Source organism: Streptomyces sp. SD31, from assembly GCF_052068475.1.
Lineage (GTDB): Bacteria > Actinomycetota > Actinomycetes > Streptomycetales > Streptomycetaceae > Streptomyces.
Map to the genome: position 1 here is coordinate 61,215 of NZ_JBQHCX010000014.1, position 17,004 is coordinate 78,218.

15 protein-coding genes, 1 pseudogene and 1 riboswitch are annotated in these 17,004 nt (G+C 70.6%); of the genes and pseudogenes, 8 read left to right on the forward strand and 8 right to left on the reverse strand.

The window, feature by feature from the left end; genetic code table 11:
• Positions 1-152: 152 nt before the first annotated feature.
• On the forward strand, positions 153-590 hold the full coding sequence (gene arfB, locus ACTMVF_RS28020; protein ID WP_441273869.1) for an alternative ribosome rescue aminoacyl-tRNA hydrolase ArfB: 438 nt from the start codon (positions 153-155) through the stop codon (positions 588-590).
• A gap of 228 nt (positions 591-818) precedes the next feature.
• A pseudogene (locus tag ACTMVF_RS28025) lies at positions 819-1,728 on the forward strand (sigma-70 family RNA polymerase sigma factor).
• Here ACTMVF_RS28025 and ACTMVF_RS28030 read toward each other — a convergent pair.
• Together ACTMVF_RS28030 and ACTMVF_RS28035 are read right to left on the reverse strand one after the other, a co-directional pair.
• Positions 1,725-2,225, reverse strand: a complete 501-nt coding sequence (locus ACTMVF_RS28030; protein WP_441273870.1) for a GNAT family N-acetyltransferase — start codon at positions 2,223-2,225, stop codon at positions 1,725-1,727. The pseudogene ACTMVF_RS28025 and the gene ACTMVF_RS28030 sit on opposite strands and share 4 nt — an antisense overlap.
• 75 nt (positions 2,226-2,300) lie before the next feature.
• On the reverse strand, positions 2,301-2,900 hold the full coding sequence (locus ACTMVF_RS28035; protein WP_441273871.1) for a flavin reductase family protein: 600 nt from the start codon (positions 2,898-2,900) through the stop codon (positions 2,301-2,303).
• Between the two features lie 364 nt (positions 2,901-3,264).
• Between ACTMVF_RS28035 and cdgB the strand changes: the two genes are divergently transcribed.
• Together cdgB and ACTMVF_RS28045 are read left to right on the forward strand one after the other, a co-directional pair.
• Positions 3,265-4,920: a diguanylate cyclase CdgB gene (cdgB, locus tag ACTMVF_RS28040; RefSeq protein WP_441273872.1), complete on the forward strand. Its 1,656-nt coding sequence runs from the start codon at positions 3,265-3,267 to the stop codon at positions 4,918-4,920.
• Positions 4,921-5,040: 120 nt separating this feature from the next.
• On the forward strand, positions 5,041-5,988 hold the full coding sequence (locus ACTMVF_RS28045; protein WP_441273873.1) for a carbohydrate-binding protein: 948 nt from the start codon (positions 5,041-5,043) through the stop codon (positions 5,986-5,988).
• Positions 5,989-6,175: 187 nt separating this feature from the next.
• Here ACTMVF_RS28045 and ACTMVF_RS28050 read toward each other — a convergent pair whose 3' ends face one another.
• The 4 genes from ACTMVF_RS28050 to ACTMVF_RS28065 all read right to left on the reverse strand — a co-directional run bounded on the left by ACTMVF_RS28050 (position 6,176) and on the right by ACTMVF_RS28065 (position 9,948).
• Positions 6,176-6,532 carry a peptidase inhibitor family I36 protein gene (locus ACTMVF_RS28050; protein ID WP_441273874.1) on the reverse strand — a complete coding sequence of 119 codons (357 nt, stop codon included), beginning with the start codon at positions 6,530-6,532 and terminating at the stop codon, positions 6,176-6,178.
• Between the two features lie 150 nt (positions 6,533-6,682).
• Positions 6,683-7,600, reverse strand: a complete 918-nt coding sequence (locus tag ACTMVF_RS28055) for a 1-phosphofructokinase family hexose kinase (protein ID WP_441273875.1) — start codon at positions 7,598-7,600, stop codon at positions 6,683-6,685.
• Positions 7,601-7,759: 159 nt separating this feature from the next.
• Positions 7,760-8,866 (reverse strand): N-acetylglucosamine-6-phosphate deacetylase, encoded by a 1,107-nt coding sequence (gene nagA / locus ACTMVF_RS28060; protein WP_441273876.1) that lies wholly within the window; start codon positions 8,864-8,866, stop codon positions 7,760-7,762.
• A gap of 104 nt (positions 8,867-8,970) precedes the next feature.
• Positions 8,971-9,948, reverse strand: coding sequence for an ROK family protein (locus tag ACTMVF_RS28065; protein WP_441273877.1), 978 nt, complete (start codon positions 9,946-9,948; stop codon positions 8,971-8,973).
• Positions 9,949-10,068: 120 nt separating this feature from the next.
• Here ACTMVF_RS28065 and ACTMVF_RS28070 point away from each other — a divergent pair, with 120 nt between their 5' ends.
• The 3 genes from ACTMVF_RS28070 (at position 10,069) to otsB (ending at position 12,793) form a co-directional block, all read left to right on the forward strand.
• The gene (locus ACTMVF_RS28070) at positions 10,069-11,358 is read left to right on the forward strand and encodes an extracellular solute-binding protein (protein ID WP_441273878.1); all 1,290 of its coding nucleotides are present in this window, start codon (positions 10,069-10,071) and stop codon (positions 11,356-11,358) included.
• Between the two features lie 64 nt (positions 11,359-11,422).
• On the forward strand, positions 11,423-11,671 hold the full coding sequence (locus ACTMVF_RS28075) for a DUF3263 domain-containing protein (RefSeq protein ID WP_441273879.1): 249 nt from the start codon (positions 11,423-11,425) through the stop codon (positions 11,669-11,671).
• 273 nt (positions 11,672-11,944) lie between these two features.
• Positions 11,945-12,793, forward strand: a complete 849-nt coding sequence (gene otsB / locus ACTMVF_RS28080; RefSeq protein ID WP_441273880.1) for a trehalose-phosphatase — start codon at positions 11,945-11,947, stop codon at positions 12,791-12,793.
• A gap of 60 nt (positions 12,794-12,853) precedes the next feature.
• Here the strand turns inward: otsB and ACTMVF_RS28085 are convergent, their stop codons facing one another.
• Positions 12,854-14,275, reverse strand: a complete 1,422-nt coding sequence (locus ACTMVF_RS28085; protein WP_441273881.1) for an alpha,alpha-trehalose-phosphate synthase (UDP-forming) — start codon at positions 14,273-14,275, stop codon at positions 12,854-12,856.
• Between the two features lie 97 nt (positions 14,276-14,372).
• Positions 14,373-15,317, reverse strand: coding sequence for a glucosyl-3-phosphoglycerate synthase (locus ACTMVF_RS28090; RefSeq protein ID WP_441273882.1), 945 nt, complete (start codon positions 15,315-15,317; stop codon positions 14,373-14,375).
• Between the two features lie 133 nt (positions 15,318-15,450).
• Positions 15,451-15,620, forward strand: a riboswitch (SAM riboswitch).
• A gap of 18 nt (positions 15,621-15,638) precedes the next feature.
• Between ACTMVF_RS28090 and thrC the strand changes: the two genes are divergently transcribed.
• Positions 15,639-16,925 (forward strand): threonine synthase, encoded by a 1,287-nt coding sequence (gene thrC, locus ACTMVF_RS28095; RefSeq protein WP_441273883.1) that lies wholly within the window; start codon positions 15,639-15,641, stop codon positions 16,923-16,925.
• Positions 16,926-17,004: the final 79 nt, after the last annotated feature.

Consider the following 17,004-nt stretch of genomic DNA (forward strand, 5'->3'; position numbering starts at 1 on the left):
CTCGTTGCGGTACGGCTAGAAGCTACAGCTACCCCTATGAACGCGGAGAGGGGTACCTCAAGTTCCAGGTGTCTTTACTTTCTTTGCCAAAAAGCACTCTCAGGGGCCCTCGGGAGATATTCGCGTGACGTGGACCGGACAGGGCAGGGAACATGGACGGCATGTCTGGTCCCTACGTCGTCCGCGGCTCCGTCTCCCTCCCGGAGGCCGAGCTCATGTGGCGTTTCTCGCGGTCGAGCGGTCCGGGCGGCCAGCACGTCAACACCAGTGACTCGCAGGTCGAGCTGCGGTTCGACCTGGCGAGGACCGAGGCGCTGCCCGAGGTGTGGAAGCAGCGGGCACTGCAGCGGCTGGCGTCCCGCCTCGTCGACGGCGTCGTCACCGTCCGCGCCTCCGAACACCGCTCCCAGTGGCGCAACCGCGAGACCGCCGCCGTACGCCTCGCCGCGCTCCTCGCCGAGGCGACGGCCCCGCCGCCGAAGCCGCGCAAGCCGACCCGGATTCCCCGGGGGATCAACGAGCGGCGGCTGAGGCAGAAGAAGCAGCGCTCGGACACCAAGCGGGGACGGTCCGGGCGGGACTGGGGGTAAGAGCTCCCGCTCGGGGTAAGGGCTCCCCCTCCCCCGCGGCCGACATCTCTTCCCCCGGCAGGCATCTCCGTGTCCCGCCCGCATCTCCGCCCGCATCTCCGCGTCCCGCCCGCACATCCGCGCAGAGCCACACCCTGCCCCGTCGCCCGCCCGTACCGCGTCTGTCACATCCCTGGCGCGCGGTCCGTCATGCCACTGATGACGGACCGCGACGAGAGGCTGCGACAGATGAGTGCCGGCGACACCGACGACCCCGACTTCCTTGCCCAGCGCTTCGAGGCGCACCGCGCCCGCCTGCGCGCCGTCGCCCACCGCATGCTCGGCTCGGCCGCCGAGGCCGACGACGCGGTGCAGGAGGCGTGGTTCCGGGTGAGCCGCTCCGACACCACCCGTGTCGACAACCTCGGCGGCTGGCTCACGACCGTCGTCGGCCGGGTCTGCCTGGACATGCTGCGCTCCCGCAAGTCCCGCGCGGAACAGCCCCTGGACACCACGGCACCCGCTTCCGCCGCCTTTGCCGATCCGGCCACCCCCGCCGCCTTCGCGTCCGCCTTCACGCCCGCCCCCGCGACCGACCCCGAGCAGGACGCGCTCCTCGCCGACTCGGTGGGCGTGGCCCTGCTCGTCGTACTGGACGCCCTGACGCCCGCCGAGCGGCTGGCGTTCGTGCTGCACGACCTGTTCGGGGTGTCGTACGAGGAGGTCGCGGCCGTCGTGGACCGTACGCCGGCCGCCGCCCGGCAGCTCGCCAGCCGCGCCCGGCGCCGGGTACGGGGGGGCGGACGTGCCCGAGAGCGACCGCGCCAGGCAGCGGCAGGTCGTGGTTGCCTTCCTCGCCGCCGCGCGGGACGGTGACTTCGAGGGGCTGCTCGACGTCCTGGACCCGGACGTCGTCGCCCGCACCGAGGTCGGGGTGGCGACGGGCGCGGCGGCGGTGGCGCGGGGCGCGGCGACGTTCGGGCCCCTCGCCGGTGTCGGGCGGCCCGCGCTGGTCGACGGCGCCGTGGGGTTCGTGGTGCTTGCCGAGGGACGGGTGGAACGGGCCTTCAGGTTTGCGTTCGTACGGGATCGGATCGCCGCGATCGACATCGTGACGGACGCCGAGCGGGTGTCCCGGCTCGACGTGGCGCTGATCTAGTGGAGGCCCTGGTCGGGGATCCGGTCGAGCTCCAGCACGCCCACCGTCTGGCCCCCGGACGTCTCCCCGGTGAGGCGGAAGCCCAGCCCGAGGTAGAAGCCCTCCGGGCCGTCGGGGCCGGGGTGCCAGGTGACGTAGAGGTGCTTGCCGCCCCTGCGGCGGATCTCCGCGGCCACGGACTCGACCGCGAACCGTCCGTAACCCCGGCCCTGTTCCCGCGCGGCGATGTTCAGCCGCCACAGTCCGGAACGGAAGACGGTGCCGTCGCCACGCCAGTCGATGTCGAGGAACGCCATCAGGAACCCGACCGGGCGGTCGCCGTCGACGATCAGGCGTGGCCAGGCGACGCCGACGGGGTGGACGTATGCCTCGGCGAGGGACTGCATGACGGGGGAGACCGCGTGTTCCTGGTCAGGGCGGACGCTTATGCCGGTGGCGGCCTCGAAGTTTCCGGGTGTGATCTTTTCGAGCCGGGGCGTTGAAGTGGGCGACGTCATCCCGGCACGGTATGGCGGGTGATCAGTCGGAGGCCAGGGAATTGTTCCCGCCCTTCCCGTCCCCGGCCGCGGAGTTCACCCCAACTGCCGGTAGCGGCCCCGGAAATACGTCAGCGGCCCTCCGTCCGAACTCGGCAGCGAGGCCGACAGGACGCGGCCGATCACCAGGGTGTGGTCGCCGGCCGTCACCCGTTGCTCGGTGCGGCACTCCAGGGTGGCCAGGGCGCCGCCCACCAAGGGGGCGCCGGTCTCCTTGCCGCGGATGTACGGGATGTCGGCGAACAGCAGCCGGTCGCTGACCCGGCCCTTCATGGCGAAGCGGCCGGCGATGTGGCGCTGGCTCTCGGCGAGGACCGAGACCGCCCACAGGGGCTGCTCGGCGAGCAGGTCGTCCATGCGGGAGCCCTCACGCAGGCTGACCAGCACCAACGGCGGGTCCAGGGACACCGACATGAAAGCCGTCGCGGTCATGCCGACGTCCTCGCCGACCGGCGCGTGCGGGTCGTCCGGGTCCAGCGGCGGCTCAAGGGCGGTCACCAGGACCACACCCGCGGCCAGCCGTGACATGGCGGCACGGAACTCGTCGTTGCTCACTCCCTCAGCATGCCCGGAAGCGCTCCGGGCGGCGGGGAGGACGGCGGTCACGGACGGCGCGGGGGGAGAAGTGTTCGGCACGCCGAAAACGCTAATGTCGGCCCCGCACACCCCACATCGGCCCTGCGCCCGAGAACGGACCTAGGACTACGGGCGGAGAGCCGACGCGCCTGTTCGGAACCGTTTGGCGACATCTCCACAGGCACACAGAGTTTGCGTTCAGTAAACACACAGGAAAAACGCAGAAACGCCGCTCAATTGTTCACGTTTACCTGTGACTTGAGTCACAAGGGGCATTAATTGTTGACCCTGTGTACCGAGTGGGGAGCGCGCTGTGATTCAGTGGCGGGGAAGCTACAAGGGCACGATCGATTGAGAAGCATCGACTGAGAAGCGCCGAAGAGCACCCTTGATTCGCTGCGAGGTCTCGGGGGGGAGGGCGAGCATGGAGACCGAGTCGGAGCCGTACGTCCGTCTTGCGACCTTGCGCCAAGTGCACCAGGCCATGGCGGACATGAACACCGCCCGCAGCCTGGCGGACACGCTGCAGACCGTCGCCGACGGCGTCGTAGCCGGTCTCGGCTACGAGCTGGCGTGCGTCAACCTCGTGCGTCCCGACGGCGATCTCGTCGTCGCCGCCTTCTCCGGCAACCCCGCCGCCGAGGCCCTCATCACCGGCCGCGTCGGCTCCCGCGAGTCCTGGGACCGCCGGCTGGCCATGGGCGAGCGCTGGGGCGACCTGGTCTTCATCCCGCACACCGAGGGCTGGATACTCGACGACGACGACGTACCGCAGTGGTACACCGACGGCCCCGCACCCCGTTTCGAGGACGAGTGGCACCCCTCGGACCGGCTCTTCGCGCCGATGTACACGCCCGGCGCGCAGGGCGCCGGGTGCGGTGAGCTGATCGGGGTCCTGTCCGTGGACCGGCCGCGCAACGGCCGACTGCCGGGCGCGTGGGGGCGCGAGGCGCTCCAGATGTACGCGTTCCAGGCCGCCATCGCCATCAGCAACGCACGTCTACGCGCGAATATGCAGCGGGCACTGGTCCGGCTGGAGCGCGAGCAGCAGGCCCTGCGAGCGAGCGAGGAAAGCTTCCGGCAGGCCTTCGAGTACGCCCCCTCCGGCATGGCCATCGCCGAGATGGGCGGCGACCAGCACGGGCGGATCCTCCGGACGAACGACGCGCTCTGCCGTCTCCTCGGCCGCCCCGCCTCCGCGATGCGCCGCTACGCCTTCTCCGACCTCGTCCACCCCGAGGACATCGGCACCCTGCTGCGTACGTCGGCGGAGGGCGGCCGCGCGGAACTGCGCCTCGGCCGCCGTGACGGCACCTACGTCTGGGTCTCGCTGCGCAACTCCGTCGTCGCCGATGCCGCCGACGGCCCCCGCTTCCTGCTCACCCACGTCGAGGACATCGAGGAGCGCAAGCGCCGCGAGCTCCAGCTCGCCCACCGCGCCTCCCACGACTCCCTCACCGGCCTGCCGAACTCCGCCGAGCTGCGCTCCCGCCTCTCCGCGCGGCTGTGCGAGCGCCCCACCCACGCGGGTGCCCTGCAGTCCACGGACGCGGCCTACGGCCATCCCGCCGTCTACGACGCCAACGGCCACGGCTTCGACTTCCCCGGCGCGGCGGTCTACGACGCCTACGACCATCACGAGCACACCGTCGCCCCGGCCGAGGGCGGGCGCGACGACGGCGCCAAGGGGCTCGCGGTCCTCTTCTGCGACCTCGACGGCTTCAAGTCGATCAACGACCGGTTCGGGCACAACGCGGGTGACGCGGTTCTCATCGAGGTGGCCCGGCGGCTGACGCGCGGGGTCCGCGACGGCGACACCGTCGCCCGGCTCGGCGGCGACGAGTTCGTGATCCTCGCCGACGGTCTCGGCCGGGCCGACGCCCAGGACCTCGCCGTACGCCTGCGCAACGAGATCATCCAGCCCATCCGGGCGGAGGGGCGTGCGGTCCGCGTCGGTGCCAGCTTCGGCATCGGGTGGGCACACTGCGGGATGACTGCGGACGAAGTGTTGAAGTCCGCTGACGAGCGGATGTACGTAGAGAAACGATCTCGTCCCAAACAACACAGACGCGCTGGGTAACCCCCAGGTCAGCGAGCTGATGCGATCCGAGTCACCCGTTTGGGTCGGCAGGAGCGGGTAGGCTCCCCGTTCTGACCCCACGTATCGCATCCGCCCGCACCTGGTGAGGAGACCCAAGGGATGACGTCCGGCAACAACGGCGCGAGTACGCCCGAGGACGACGACCCGTTCGGCTACCTCTACGCCGACGGGCAGGCCAACGGCGCCCAGCCGCCGTCCGGTGGCGGGGGCTACGGCTACCCGGGCTCGGTCAACCGGGTGCGCGCGGTCGGCCAGCGCCAGTACGGACAGCAGCAGGCGACGACGCCCTACGGCCAGATACCGCAGCAGCAGGGCGCGTACGGCCAGCCGAACGCCCACTACGCGGCGCCGGAGACGCACCCCGGCGGGGCGCCGACGGCCCAGCAGCAGCCTGCGTACAGCGGCGGCAGCGGCTCCGGCGCGGGGCGCGGCCGTGGCCCCAACACCAAGGGGCTGCTGATCGGGGCCATCGCGGTCGTCGCGGCGGTCGTCATAGGCATCAGCGTGGCCATGGTGGGCGGCGACGACGACCCGGGTAACACGGGCAACGAGGCGGGGGCGACGCCCACGCAGTCGCAGAGCAGCGAGCCGAGCCAGTCCGCCAGTAGCGGTGCTGCCAGCGAGGTGGACCTGCCGAAGGCCGATGCGAAGACGCTCAACCTCGGGTCCGGCGTCACGACGGCCTCCGACGTCAGCGGTGCCGAGGCGGACGGCGGCGTCTATGTGCAGGGCTTCAACCAAGTCGGTGCCACGGTTAAGTGGACCGTCGACGGCATCAAGAAGGCCGGCTCCTACCGGCTGTATGTCCGTTACGCCATCCCTGGTGTGGACGCCAATGCGACGCTGACGGTCAACGGCAAGGCCAACACGCAGCCCCTGGGCATGAAGAACTTCATCGGGTCTCCGGAGGGCGACTGGGAGAAGGGGTGGCAGTCCACTTGGGCTCCCGTGGCCTTGACCAAGGGCACCAACGTCTTGGAGATCTCCTGCGGTCAGGGGAACCAGTGCAACGCCTACCTCGACCAGTTGTGGCTCAGCAAGGGCTAGCAGGGCTAGTCAGTACGACGCGGACGCCCACGCAAAACGCTCGGCTGGGAAACCCCAGCCGAGCGCCTGCATGAACTTCTCACGACCTGAACAACCGGCCATGTGCTGCGACGACCGCTGGAAACCGCCGACGGGCGGAGTCCCGTCGATGCACCGCAGGCGTGGCCGCCGGTATGAGGGCCGCGTACTAACCCCCGTAGACTCCGATCCCCGTAACGGTAGAGCCGGTGTTGTCCGAGTACGTGTGCGGCTTCAGAGTGAACAGCTTGGTGCCGACGTTGCAGCCGGTGCCGGGAGTGATGTGCCAGAACTCGATGCGGTAGGACGTCTGGTTCGAGACGGACCGCGCAGTTTTGAAGGGATAGCAGCCAGGCGTCACGGAGAGCACAGTCCTGGTTCCGGTCCTGTTCTTCCCCGACCATCCGCAGACCTTCCCGCTCGGGCAGGTCTTGGGATCAGCCGCCGCAGCCGGTGTGGCGAAGGCGCCGCCCACCAAGGCGCCGGCCAGAGCCACCGCCGTCAGGCTTTTCCTGAGCACGCTCATAGGAGGTTCCCCCTGTACTTTTCGCCATGGGTCGATGTGGCGAGATTGGTCAATTCGGCGAACAGATGATCACCGGATCATCCGGTTTGCAAGCGGAAGGGCGTTTTCCGGCCAACTGCTGGGCAGGCATGTTCTGCGAGGCCACAGCTTTCACGCCGTCGTCACCGACACCCGCCCCAGGAGCTCCTTGTAGGCCTGCCGGTCGAAGTCCCCCGCCACCGGCGCCACCACGCTCGCTGTGCTCAGCGCCGCCGCGCGGGTCAGTCGGTCCGGCCAGGGCAGTCGTTCTACCAGTCCCGACAGTAGGCCCGCCACCGCCGCGTCGCCGGCGCCGGTCGGGTTGCCGTGGAGGCGGGTGGGTGGGGTGGCCCGCCAGCGGCCCTCGGGGGTGAGGGCGAGCAGGCCGGCCGTGCCCAGGGAGGCGACCACCGCTCGTGCCCCCCGGCGCCGCGCGTCTTGTGTGGCGCGCAACGGCTCGTGGGAACCGGTGAGTTCGGCCAGCTCGTCGGCGTTGGGCTTGATGATGTCCGGGCGGGCGGCGACGCCCCGGCGCAGTGCCTCGCCGCTGGTGTCCAGCAGCACCGGAACCTCCGCCGCGCGTGCGGCCCGTACCAGACCGGCGTACGCCCCCACCGGCACGCCCGGCGGCAGGCTGCCGCACAGGGCCACCGCCGAGGCCGACGGGACGAGATCCTCGTATGCCTCCTGGAAGGCGGACCACTCGGCGGGGGAGATCGTCGGGCCGGGTTCGTTGAGCTGGGTCGTGTCGCCGGTCCGGTCGTCGACCACGGCAACCGTGCGCCGGGTCGCGCCCGTCACCGGGACCAGCGCGTCCACCACGCCCGGCGCGGCCGTGAGCTGCTCCTGTACGACGCGGCCCGTCGCGCCGCCCGTGAATCCGGTGACCGTCACCTCGTGCCCGAGGGCCGCCAGCACCCGGGCCACGTTCAGGCCCTTGCCGCCGGGGCGTTCGGTGACCTCGGAGACCCGGTGGGAGGCGTGGGGCCGTAGGGCCCTTACGCGATAGGTGATGTCGAGAGCGGTGTTCAGCGTGACCGTGAGGATCACCTGGGCCGACCTCCCCCGAAGAAGTGCACAGTGCGAAGAAGTTCGCAGCGCGTTTGCCGTCTGTCTGCCGGACGCTCCGCCCGGAGAGCTGATCATGCCAAATGGGCGGCGGCCGTCCCAGTCTCGCAGGACAACCGCCGCCCTCAACAGCAGGACACATCACCCCAGTTGGGGTTCAACCACCCATTCGCCCCGGCGCATCACGCCCTTGAGGTCGAAGTCGGAGTCCAGCAGCACCAGGTCGGCGTCCTTGCCGGGCTCCAGGGAGCCGATGCGGTCGTACCGGCCGAGCAGCTTGGCGGGGTTGGCGGACAGGGCCGCCACCGCGTCCTCGACGGGCAGCCGGTCGATGGTCACCGCCCGCTTGAAGGCGCGGTCGAGGGTGAGGGTGGACCCCGCGATCGAGCCGCCCTCGACGAGGCGTGCCACACCGTCGGCGACTTCCACTTCCAGCGGGCCGAGCATGTAGCGGCCGTCGCCGAAGCCGGCCGCGTCCATGGCGTCCGTGATGAACGCGACCCGGTCGGCGCCCGCGTGATGGAACGCCAGCTCCAGCGCCGCCGGGTGCAGGTGCGTACCGTCGTTGATCAGCTCGACGGTCACCCGCTCGTCCTCCAGCAGGGCCGCGATCGGGCCCGGCTCACGGTGGCCGAGCGGCGGCATCGCGTTGAACAGGTGCGTGGCGACCGTCGCGCCCGCCTCGATCGCCTCCACCGTCTGCTCGTACGTCGCGTCCGTGTGCCCGATCGCCGCGATGACGCCGTGTTCGGCGAGGAGGCGTACGGAGTCGAGGCCGCCCGGCAGCTCGGTGGCGAGGGTGACCATCGTGGCGTGCCCGCGCGCCGCGTCGATCAGCTTGCGGACCTCCGCCGGGTCCGGGTCGCGCAGCAGTTCCTCGGAGTGCGCGCCCTTGCGGCACGGGGAGATGAAAGGGCCCTCGAAGTGGATGCCGGCGATGTCGCCCTGCTCGGCCAGTTCGGAGAGGAGGCCGGCTCGCTGGGCCAGGAAGTCCATGTCGCCGGTCACCGTCGAGGCGACGAGGGTGGTGGTGCCGTGGAGGCGGTGGGTGTGGATGCCGGTGACTACGTCGTCCACCGTGCCCGACGTGAACGAGGCTCCGCCGCCGCCGTGGTTGTGGATGTCTACGAAGCCGGGGACTACGTAGTGGCCGGTGAGGTCGATCACCTGGGCGTTTGCTGGGGCTGTGGCGGCGATGCAGGTGCCGTCGACGACTACTTGGCCCTCTTTGACGGTTCCCGTCGGCATGACCACGTTGCCGCCGGACAGGACGAGGGGCGCCTTGTGGGTTGCGGGATGCGGGTTGTGTGGGGCTGGTCGCGCAGTTCCCCGCGCCCCTGAGGGGGTTGCCATCAGGTCGATTCCTCCGTGCGGTCGGTGGATGTGAGGAGATCCCAGGCCAGGAGCCCGGCGCCCAGGCATCCCGCCGTGTCGCCCAGGGCCGCCGGGACGATGGACGGCAGCCGTTGGAAGGTCACCCGCCGCCGGACGGCGTCCCGTAGCGGTGTGAACAGCGTCTCCCCCGCCTCCGCCAGGCCGCCACCGATGATCAGGGTGCGGGGGTCCAGCAGGGTGAGGGCGGTGACCAGGCCGTCGGCGAGTGCGTCCACGGCCCCCTGCCACACCCGTACGGCGTTCGGGTCGCCGGACGCGACGGCCTTCGCGCAGTCCGCCGCGTCCGCCTCCGGGTCCCCGCAGGCGGCGGCCCATGCCTCGCTCACCGCCGCCGCGGAGGCGAACCGCTCCAGACAGCCGTGCTGCCCGCACGGGCAGGCGGGCCCGCCGGGCCGTACGACGATGTGGCCGATCTCGCCCGCGAAGCCGTGCGCACCCGCCTCCACCCGGCCGTCGATGCCGATGGCGCCGGCGATCCCGGTGCCGAGCGGCACGAAGAGGAAACGGTCGGTTCCCTTGCCCGCGCCGATCCGGCCCTCCGCGAGACCGCCGGTGCGCACGTCGTGGCCGAGGGCGACGGGGATGCCGCCGAGCCGTTCGGTGAGCAGCTCGCGCAGGGGGACGTCCCGCCAGCCCAGGTTGGCCGCGTAGGTGGCGATGCCCCGTTCCTCGTCGACGATGCCGGGGACGGCGACGCCGATGGCGGCCGGGGGCTCGCCGAAGTGCTGTTCGCCGTACGCGCGCAGCTCGGCGGCGAAGTCGAGGATGCCCTCGACGACCGCGTCCGGCCCGCGCTCGCGCCCGGTCGGGCGGCGGGCCTGATGGAGGAGCACGGGGGGTCTGGGGGGTGCCCCACGAGAGAGCACAGTGCTCGCCCCTGCGAGGGCGGCCTTCATCCCGGTGCCGCCCACATCGAGGGCGATGACATGTCTCACGGGGACAGTGTGTCTTGCGCACCCGCGAGAGGTCTAGTCCACTTACGTGGTGTAGACCTTATGGGGGCAATATGTATGACGTTTCGAAAGTTTCGAACATGAGTTGTGGGGCGGTTTTGCGTGCAGCGGCGTAGGCGTACGGGGCGTACCGGGCGTACGGGGGCGATCGCGGCGGTGTCCGCGCTGGGTCTGACCGTGGTTCTGGGCGGCTGTGGGCTGACTGGTGGTTCGGACGAGGTGACGCTGAAGCTGGTCGCCGCGGACTACGGGGACAGCGAGGCGAACAGCTCCCAGAAATACTGGGACAAACTCGTCAAGGAGTACGAGGAGGAACACCCCGGCGTGCGCATCGATGTCACGGTGTACTCCTGGAACGACGTCGACGCCAAGGTCAAGGAGATGGTCGACGCCGGGAAGGCGCCGGACATGGCGCAGATCGGCGCGTACGCCGACTACGCCGCGAAGGACCTCCTCTACCCGGCCGAGGACCTGCTCTCCATAGCCGTCCAGGCCGACCTCGTCTCGCAGCTTGCGGACGCCGGGCAGGTCAACGGGGCGCAGTACGGCATACCGTTCGCCTCCTCCACGCGGCTGCTCTTCTACAACAAGACCCTCTTCCAGAAGGCCGGCCTCACCGCGCCGACGACCTGGAAGGAGCTGGCCGCCGACGCCGCGGTGCTCAAGGCGGAGGGCGTGAAGTACCCGTACGCGCTGCCGCTCGGGCCCGAGGAGGCGCAGGCCGAGACGATGCAGTGGCTGCTCAGCGGCGGGGGCGGTTACACCGACGCCGACTACGGCACGTACAGCATCGACTCCGCGGAGAACGTCGCCACCTTCGACTGGCTCAAGAACAACCTGGTCGGCAAGGGGCTCACGGGGCCGGTCGCGCCCGGCGAGCTCAACCGGGCCGACGCGTTCTCGGCCTTCGCGGCCGGGGACGTCGGCATGCTCAACGGCCACCCCTCGCTGATGCAGATGGCGACCAAGAAGGGCGTGAAGTTCGGCATGGTGCCCATGCCCGGGGTGGACGGTCCCACCAAGATGTCCATGGGCGTGGCCGACTGGATGATGGCCTTCAAGCAGAACGGTCATGCCGAACAGGTGGGGGAGTTCCTCGACTTTGTCTACGACGAGCGGAACGTCCTGGAGTTCTCCCGCGAGTACGACCTGCTGCCCGTCACGACCTCCGCGTCCACGGTGATGACCGGGGCCAAGCGGGACGCCGACCTCAAGCCCTTCCTCGAGGAACTCCCGCTGTCCGAGCTGTACCCGGTCGGACGGACCTCCTGGGCCGCGGTCAGCGCGGACATCAAGAAGCGGATCGGTAGGACGGTCGCCTCCGGGGGGAGCCCTTCGGTGGTTCTGGGGCAGTTGCAGTCGACGGCTGCGCGGGCGGAGAGTGCCGAGTAGCTCCGCCGGTGGTGTCGGTGTCGGGGTGGTGGTGTTGTCGGAGGTGGGGGCTACTGTGCGGGACATGAGCCAGGAACAGCCCGAGCCCGCCGCCCTCGCGGAGCGTGAGCAGGCCATCCTCGCCCTGGAACGCCGGGGTTTCGCGGGGCCTGGTGCGAAGGAGCGGGCGATACGGGAGGAGCTGGGGCTGGCGCCCGTGCGCTACTACCAGCTGTTGAACGCCCTGCTGGATGACGCCCGGGCTCTGGCCCATGATCCGGTGACGGTGAATCGGTTGCGGCGGGTGCGGGAGGTGCGGCGGGCGGAACGGTGACGGGGGCGCGCCTGGGAGTTTCGCCCCCGCCGCCCCTACCCGTCCCATCCTGAAGTGGCTCCGCCCCTTCGACCCCGCCAGGGGGCTCTGCCCCCTGGACCCCCGCTCCTCAAACGCCGGAGGGGCTGAATTTCAGCCCGTCCGGCGTTTGAGGACGAGGCCCGTTCAGGGCCGAAGCGGGGGTCTGGGGCCGGCAGCCCCCAGGGATGGGACGGGTAGGGGCGGCGGGGGCGAGAACTGCCCAGCGTGCACCCTGCTGGATAGGGTCGCCCCATGGGCAGTCACTCGACCAACTCCACGGATCCCCTGCCGACCCCCACCACCCCACCCGGCCGCGCCGGCCTGGCCGCCATCGTCGCCCACCCGGAACGCGCACTGATCGCCCTCGACTTCGACGGAACCCTCGCACCGATCGTCCCGGACCCCGAGAAGGCCCGCCCCCACCCCGACGCCCTGCCGACCCTCGCCGCGCTGGCCCCGAAAGTGGCCGCCGTGGCGGTGATCACCGGCCGCCCGGCCGACGTCGCCGTGCGGTACGGCGGATTCACCGGAACCCCAGGGCTGGAGCACCTCGTCGTGCTCGGCCACTACGGCGCCGAGCGCTGGGACGCCGCCAGCGGGGAGGTCACCGCCCCCGACCCCCACCCCGGCGTCGCAGCCGTACGCGTCGAACTGCCGGGCCTCCTCGACAGCACACAGGGCACCTGGATCGAGGACAAGGGGCATGCCATCGCCGTGCACACGCGCCGCGCGGCCGACCCCCAGGGCACCTTCGACGCCCTCCGCGAGCCCCTCACCGACCTCGCCACCCGCAACGGCCTCATCGTCGAACCGGGACGCATGGTCCTCGAACTCCGCCCACCCGGCATGGACAAGGGCGTGGCGCTGAGCGAGTACGTCCGCGAACTCGGCGCCGAGTCCGTCCTCTACGCCGGCGACGACCTCGGCGACCTCCCCGCCTACGCCGCCGTCGACACCCTCCGCTCCGAGGGCACCCCGGGCCTCCTGGTCTGCAGTGGCAGCGAGGAGGTCACGGAGTTGTCGAAGCAGGCGGACCTCGTGGTCGACGGTCCGCAGGGGGTCGTACGACTGTTGCGGGCGATCGCTGATCGAGCAGACTGATCCGGCGATCGCCGCCCAGGCGCGCCTACCGGGCGGTCCGACCGGGCGAGCCGGCCGCGCTCAAGCGGGCCGGCCGGCCCCCTCCTCCAGCGCGTGCAGCTGGTCCAGGAACCACTGGGCCGGCGGAAGCGCGGTCGCGGCCGCAGCCAGCCGCTTCGACCGTTCCGCCCGCTCCTCCGGCCCCACGGACAACGCCTCGTGCAGCGCCCGCGCCGTGCCGATCACGTCGTACGGGTTCACGGCGATCGCGTCCTCGCCCAGCTCCTCGAACGCCCCGGCCTCCCGCGACAGCACCAGCACGCATCCCTCGTCGGAGAGGACCGGCACCTCCTTCGCGACGAGGTTCATGCCGTCCCGGATGGGGTTCACGAGGGCCACGTCCGCCAGCCGGTACGCGGCCAGCGACCGCGCGAAGTCGTCCTTGACGTGGAGCACGACCGGCGTCCAACCCGGGGTCCCGTACCGGGAGTTGATCTCATCCGCCACTCTCTGGACCTCGGCCGTGTAGTCGCGGTACACCACGAGGTCCTGGCGCGAGGGGTACGCGAACGCCACGTGCACCACACGCTCACGCCACTCGGGGTGGTCGTCGAGCAGCTGCCGGTAGGCCAGCAGGCCGCGCACGATGTTCTTGGACAGCTCGGTCCGGTCGACCCGCACGATCGTCTTGCGGCGGCTCCCATCCGCGGCTGAGCCGATCTCGTCCCGCAGCGCCAGGATCCGCTCCTCGACGTCCGCCTCGTGGGCCCGCCGCCGCAGGAAGTCCGCGTCCGCCCCCAGCCCGTGCACGCCGACCCGCGTGCCCCCGAGCCCGCCCGCGAACTGCTCACAGCACGCGGTGAACGCGTCCGCCCAGCGGCGGGTGAGGAAACCGAGCCGGTCGGCACCCAGCATCCCGCGCAGCACCTGCCCGGCGATGTCGTCCGGCAGCATCCGGAAGTACTCCGGCGGCGCCCACGGGGTGTGCGAGAAGTGCCCGATCCGCAGGTCCGGGCGCAGCTCGCGCAGCATCCCGGGAACGAGGGTCAGGTGGTAGTCCTGCACGACCACCGAAGCACCCCGCGCCGCCTCCGCGGCCAGCGCCTCGGCGAAGGCCCGGTTGTACGCCTCGTACGACGCCCACTGCCGCCGGAACTCCGCATCGAACACCGGCTCGAGCGGCGTCTGGTACAGCATGTGGTGCACGAACCACAGCACCGAGTTGGCGATCCCGTTGTACGCGTCGGCGTGCACATCGGCCGGGATGTCCAGCATCCGCACGCCGTCCTCGCCGACCCCGCGCCGTACGGCCTCCCGGTCGCCGTCGGACAACGCCGAGCACACCCACAGCGCGCCCGCCTCCGAGCCGATCGCCGACAGGCCGGAGACCAGCCCGCCGCCGCCGCGTTTGGCGTGCAGGGAACCGTCCTCGTGCACCGTGTAGGAGACCGGGCCCCGGTTGGAGGCGACCAGCACCCGCGCAGCACCGTACGTAGCAGCCATACGCCTCAACCTAGCCCGGCCCGGAACCGCTCAAACGTGCGGTTCACCTCACTGGTAGGGGCCGTATACGACCTTCAGGCCGACGGTCCGAGCACTTTCAGGCCACCTTGCGCGAGGCGTACTCCGCGATCTCCGCCATCGGCGGCCGCTCCTCCGTGTCCACGGAGAACGTACGTGGCTCGAAACCGTCCTCGCCCCGCTCGAACTGGGTGAGGGACGGGCGGATGAGGTGCCCGCGGGCCAGCCGCAGCTGGGCCGTGCGGTAGATCGCGGCGGACATCCGGCCGAGGGCCTGTCCGTCCTGGTGGCGGTGTTTGCGGACGCCCACGTCCACCTGGGCCAGGGCGTCGAGGCCCACCAGGTGCAGGGCGTCGACCAGCATGCCGAGCTCGACGCCGTAGCCCACGGGGAACGGGAGCTGTTCCAGCAGCGAGCGGCGGGCCGCGTACTCGCCACCGAGCGGTTGCACGAAACCGGCCAGCTGCGGCCAGTGCATGTTCAGCAGCGGGCGCGCCATCAGCTCGGTCACCCGGCCGCCCTGCCCGGTCGCCCCGCCGAGGGGGCGGTCGTACATGGCCTTGACGAGGTCGACCTCGGGGTCGGTGAGGAGCGGGCCCACGATGCCGGAGACGAAGTCGGAGGAGAACTCCTTCAGGTCCGCGTCGATGAAGCAGACGATGTCGCCGCGCGTGACGAGCAGCGAGCGCCAGAGCACCTCGCCCTTGCCGGGCACGGTCGGGATGCGGGGCAGGATGTCGTCGCGGTGGACGACCCGGGCGCCCGCGGCGGCGGCCACCTCGGAGGTGCGGTCGGTGGATCCCGAGTCGACGACGACGATCTCGTCGACCAGCGGAACCTGCTGCATGAGGTCGTGACGGATGATCGCGACGATGTCGCCGACCGTCTCCTCCTCGTTGAGCGCGGGCAGCACGACGGAGACCGACTGGCCCGTACGCTGCTTGGCGGCCAGGATCCGGTGGAGCGGGCGATCGGTCACGGACCAGGAGCGGGTGCTCAGCCAGCGCTCGACTTCTTCCAGCACGGTTGGCGGCTCCTCACGGTTTGTCTCGCGGTTCGGACGGACTCTCTCAACTGTCCTGGCCGTCGGTTACAGTCTTGAACAACGCGGATGACCATCGCATGTCCGGGGTCAACCGCCGTTAACAACCGAATACAGCTCATCCAGAGGGGCAGAGGGAAACGGCCCGATGAAGCCCCGGCAACCCTCCAGTCGGTTCTCGTAGCGATCACTGCCGTATCACCGCTGATCGTCTCCGCGAGGCTCCCGGCTAGGGAAGGTGCCAAATCCGTCTCACGGCGAGATGCGTCGTGAGGAAGATGAGGAGAAAGGGCCTCGCCTCACATGGCTGCGCAGACTGTTGCAAGCACCACCGAATCCACCGTAGACCTCGGCCCCGCCGCGGCGCTGTCCTGCCGCGAGTGCGGCCACCGAGTGCCTCTCGGACCGGTCTTCGCGTGCGAGGAGTGTTTCGGCCCGCTCGAGATCGCCTACGACTTCTCGGCCTACGACGCCGAAGAGCTCCGCAAGCGGATCGAGGCGGGACCCGCGAACATCTGGCGCTACGCGCCCCTCCTGCCCGTCCCCGCCGACGTGGCCACCAAGCCGAACATCAACCCCGGCTGGACCCAGCTCGTCAAGGCCGACAACCTCGCGCGCGAGCTGGGTGTCGACGCCGGCAAGCTGTTCATCAAGGACGACTCCGGCAACCCGACGCACTCCTTCAAGGACCGCGTCGTCGCCCAGGCCCTGGAGGCCGCCCGCGCCTTCGGCTTCACCACCCTCTCCTGCTCCTCCACCGGCAACCTCGCCGGTGCGGTGGGTGCCGCCGCCGCCCGCGCCGGCTTCCGGTCCTGCGTGTTCATCCCGCACGACCTGGAGCAGGGCAAGGTCGTCATGGCCGCGGTCTACGGCGGCGAGCTCGTCGGCATCGAGGGCAACTACGACGACGTGAACCGCTTCTGCTCCGAGCTGATCGGTGACCCGGCCGGCGAGGGCTGGGGCTTCGTCAACGTCAACCTGCGGCCGTACTACGCCGAGGGCTCCAAGACCCTGGCGTACGAGATCTGCGAGCAGCTCGGCTGGCAGATCCCGGACCAGCTGGTGGTGCCGATCGCCTCCGGCTCGCAGCTCACGAAGATCGACAAGGGGCTGCAGGAGCTGATCAAGCTCGGCCTCGTCGAGGACAAGCCGTACAAGATCTTCGGCGCGCAGGCCGAGGGCTGCTCGCCGGTGTCCGTCGCTTTCAAGGCCGGCCACGATGTCGTCCGTCCGCAGAAGCCGAACACCATCGCCAAGTCGCTGGCGATCGGCAACCCGGCGGACGGTCCGTATGTCCTGGACATCGCTCGCCGTACCGGCGGTGCGGTGGAGGACGTGACGGACGAGCAGGTCGTGGATGCGATCAAGGTGCTCGCCAGGACCGAGGGCATCTTCGCGGAGACCGCCGGTGGGGTGACCGTGGGTGTGACGCGCAAGCTGATCGAGAACGGTGTCCTCGACCCGACGAAGACGACCGTTGTCCTGAACACCGGTGATGGTCTCAAGACGCTGGATGCGGTGGCCGGTACGGGGCTTACTGCGACCATTCGTCCCAACCTGGATTCGTTCCGCGAGGCCGGCCTCGCCTAGTCGTCTTCGTCTGCGGGCCTGCGGGGGCTGGTCGCGCCCACGCGGCGGTGGCCGCAAATTGAACACAGCCCCGCGCCCC

Bases quoted from the DNA above. Each gene is read 5' to 3' on its own strand.
- arfB (WP_441273869.1), top strand. From the start codon at position 153: ATGGACGGCATGTCTGGTCCCTACGTCGTCCGCGGCTCCGTCTCCCTC.
- ACTMVF_RS28030 (WP_441273870.1), bottom strand. From the start codon at position 2,225: ATGACGTCGCCCACTTCAACGCCCCGGCTCGAAAAGATCACACCCGGA.
- cdgB (WP_441273872.1), top strand. From the start codon at position 3,265: ATGGAGACCGAGTCGGAGCCGTACGTCCGTCTTGCGACCTTGCGCCAA.
- ACTMVF_RS28045 (WP_441273873.1), top strand. From the start codon at position 5,041: ATGACGTCCGGCAACAACGGCGCGAGTACGCCCGAGGACGACGACCCG.
- ACTMVF_RS28050 (WP_441273874.1), bottom strand. From the start codon at position 6,532: ATGAGCGTGCTCAGGAAAAGCCTGACGGCGGTGGCTCTGGCCGGCGCC.
- nagA (WP_441273876.1), bottom strand. From the start codon at position 8,866: ATGCCGACGGGAACCGTCAAAGAGGGCCAAGTAGTCGTCGACGGCACC.
- ACTMVF_RS28075 (WP_441273879.1), top strand. From the start codon at position 11,423: ATGAGCCAGGAACAGCCCGAGCCCGCCGCCCTCGCGGAGCGTGAGCAG.
- otsB (WP_441273880.1), top strand. From the start codon at position 11,945: ATGGGCAGTCACTCGACCAACTCCACGGATCCCCTGCCGACCCCCACC.
- ACTMVF_RS28085 (WP_441273881.1), bottom strand. From the start codon at position 14,275: ATGGCTGCTACGTACGGTGCTGCGCGGGTGCTGGTCGCCTCCAACCGG.
- thrC (WP_441273883.1), top strand. From the start codon at position 15,639: ATGGCTGCGCAGACTGTTGCAAGCACCACCGAATCCACCGTAGACCTC.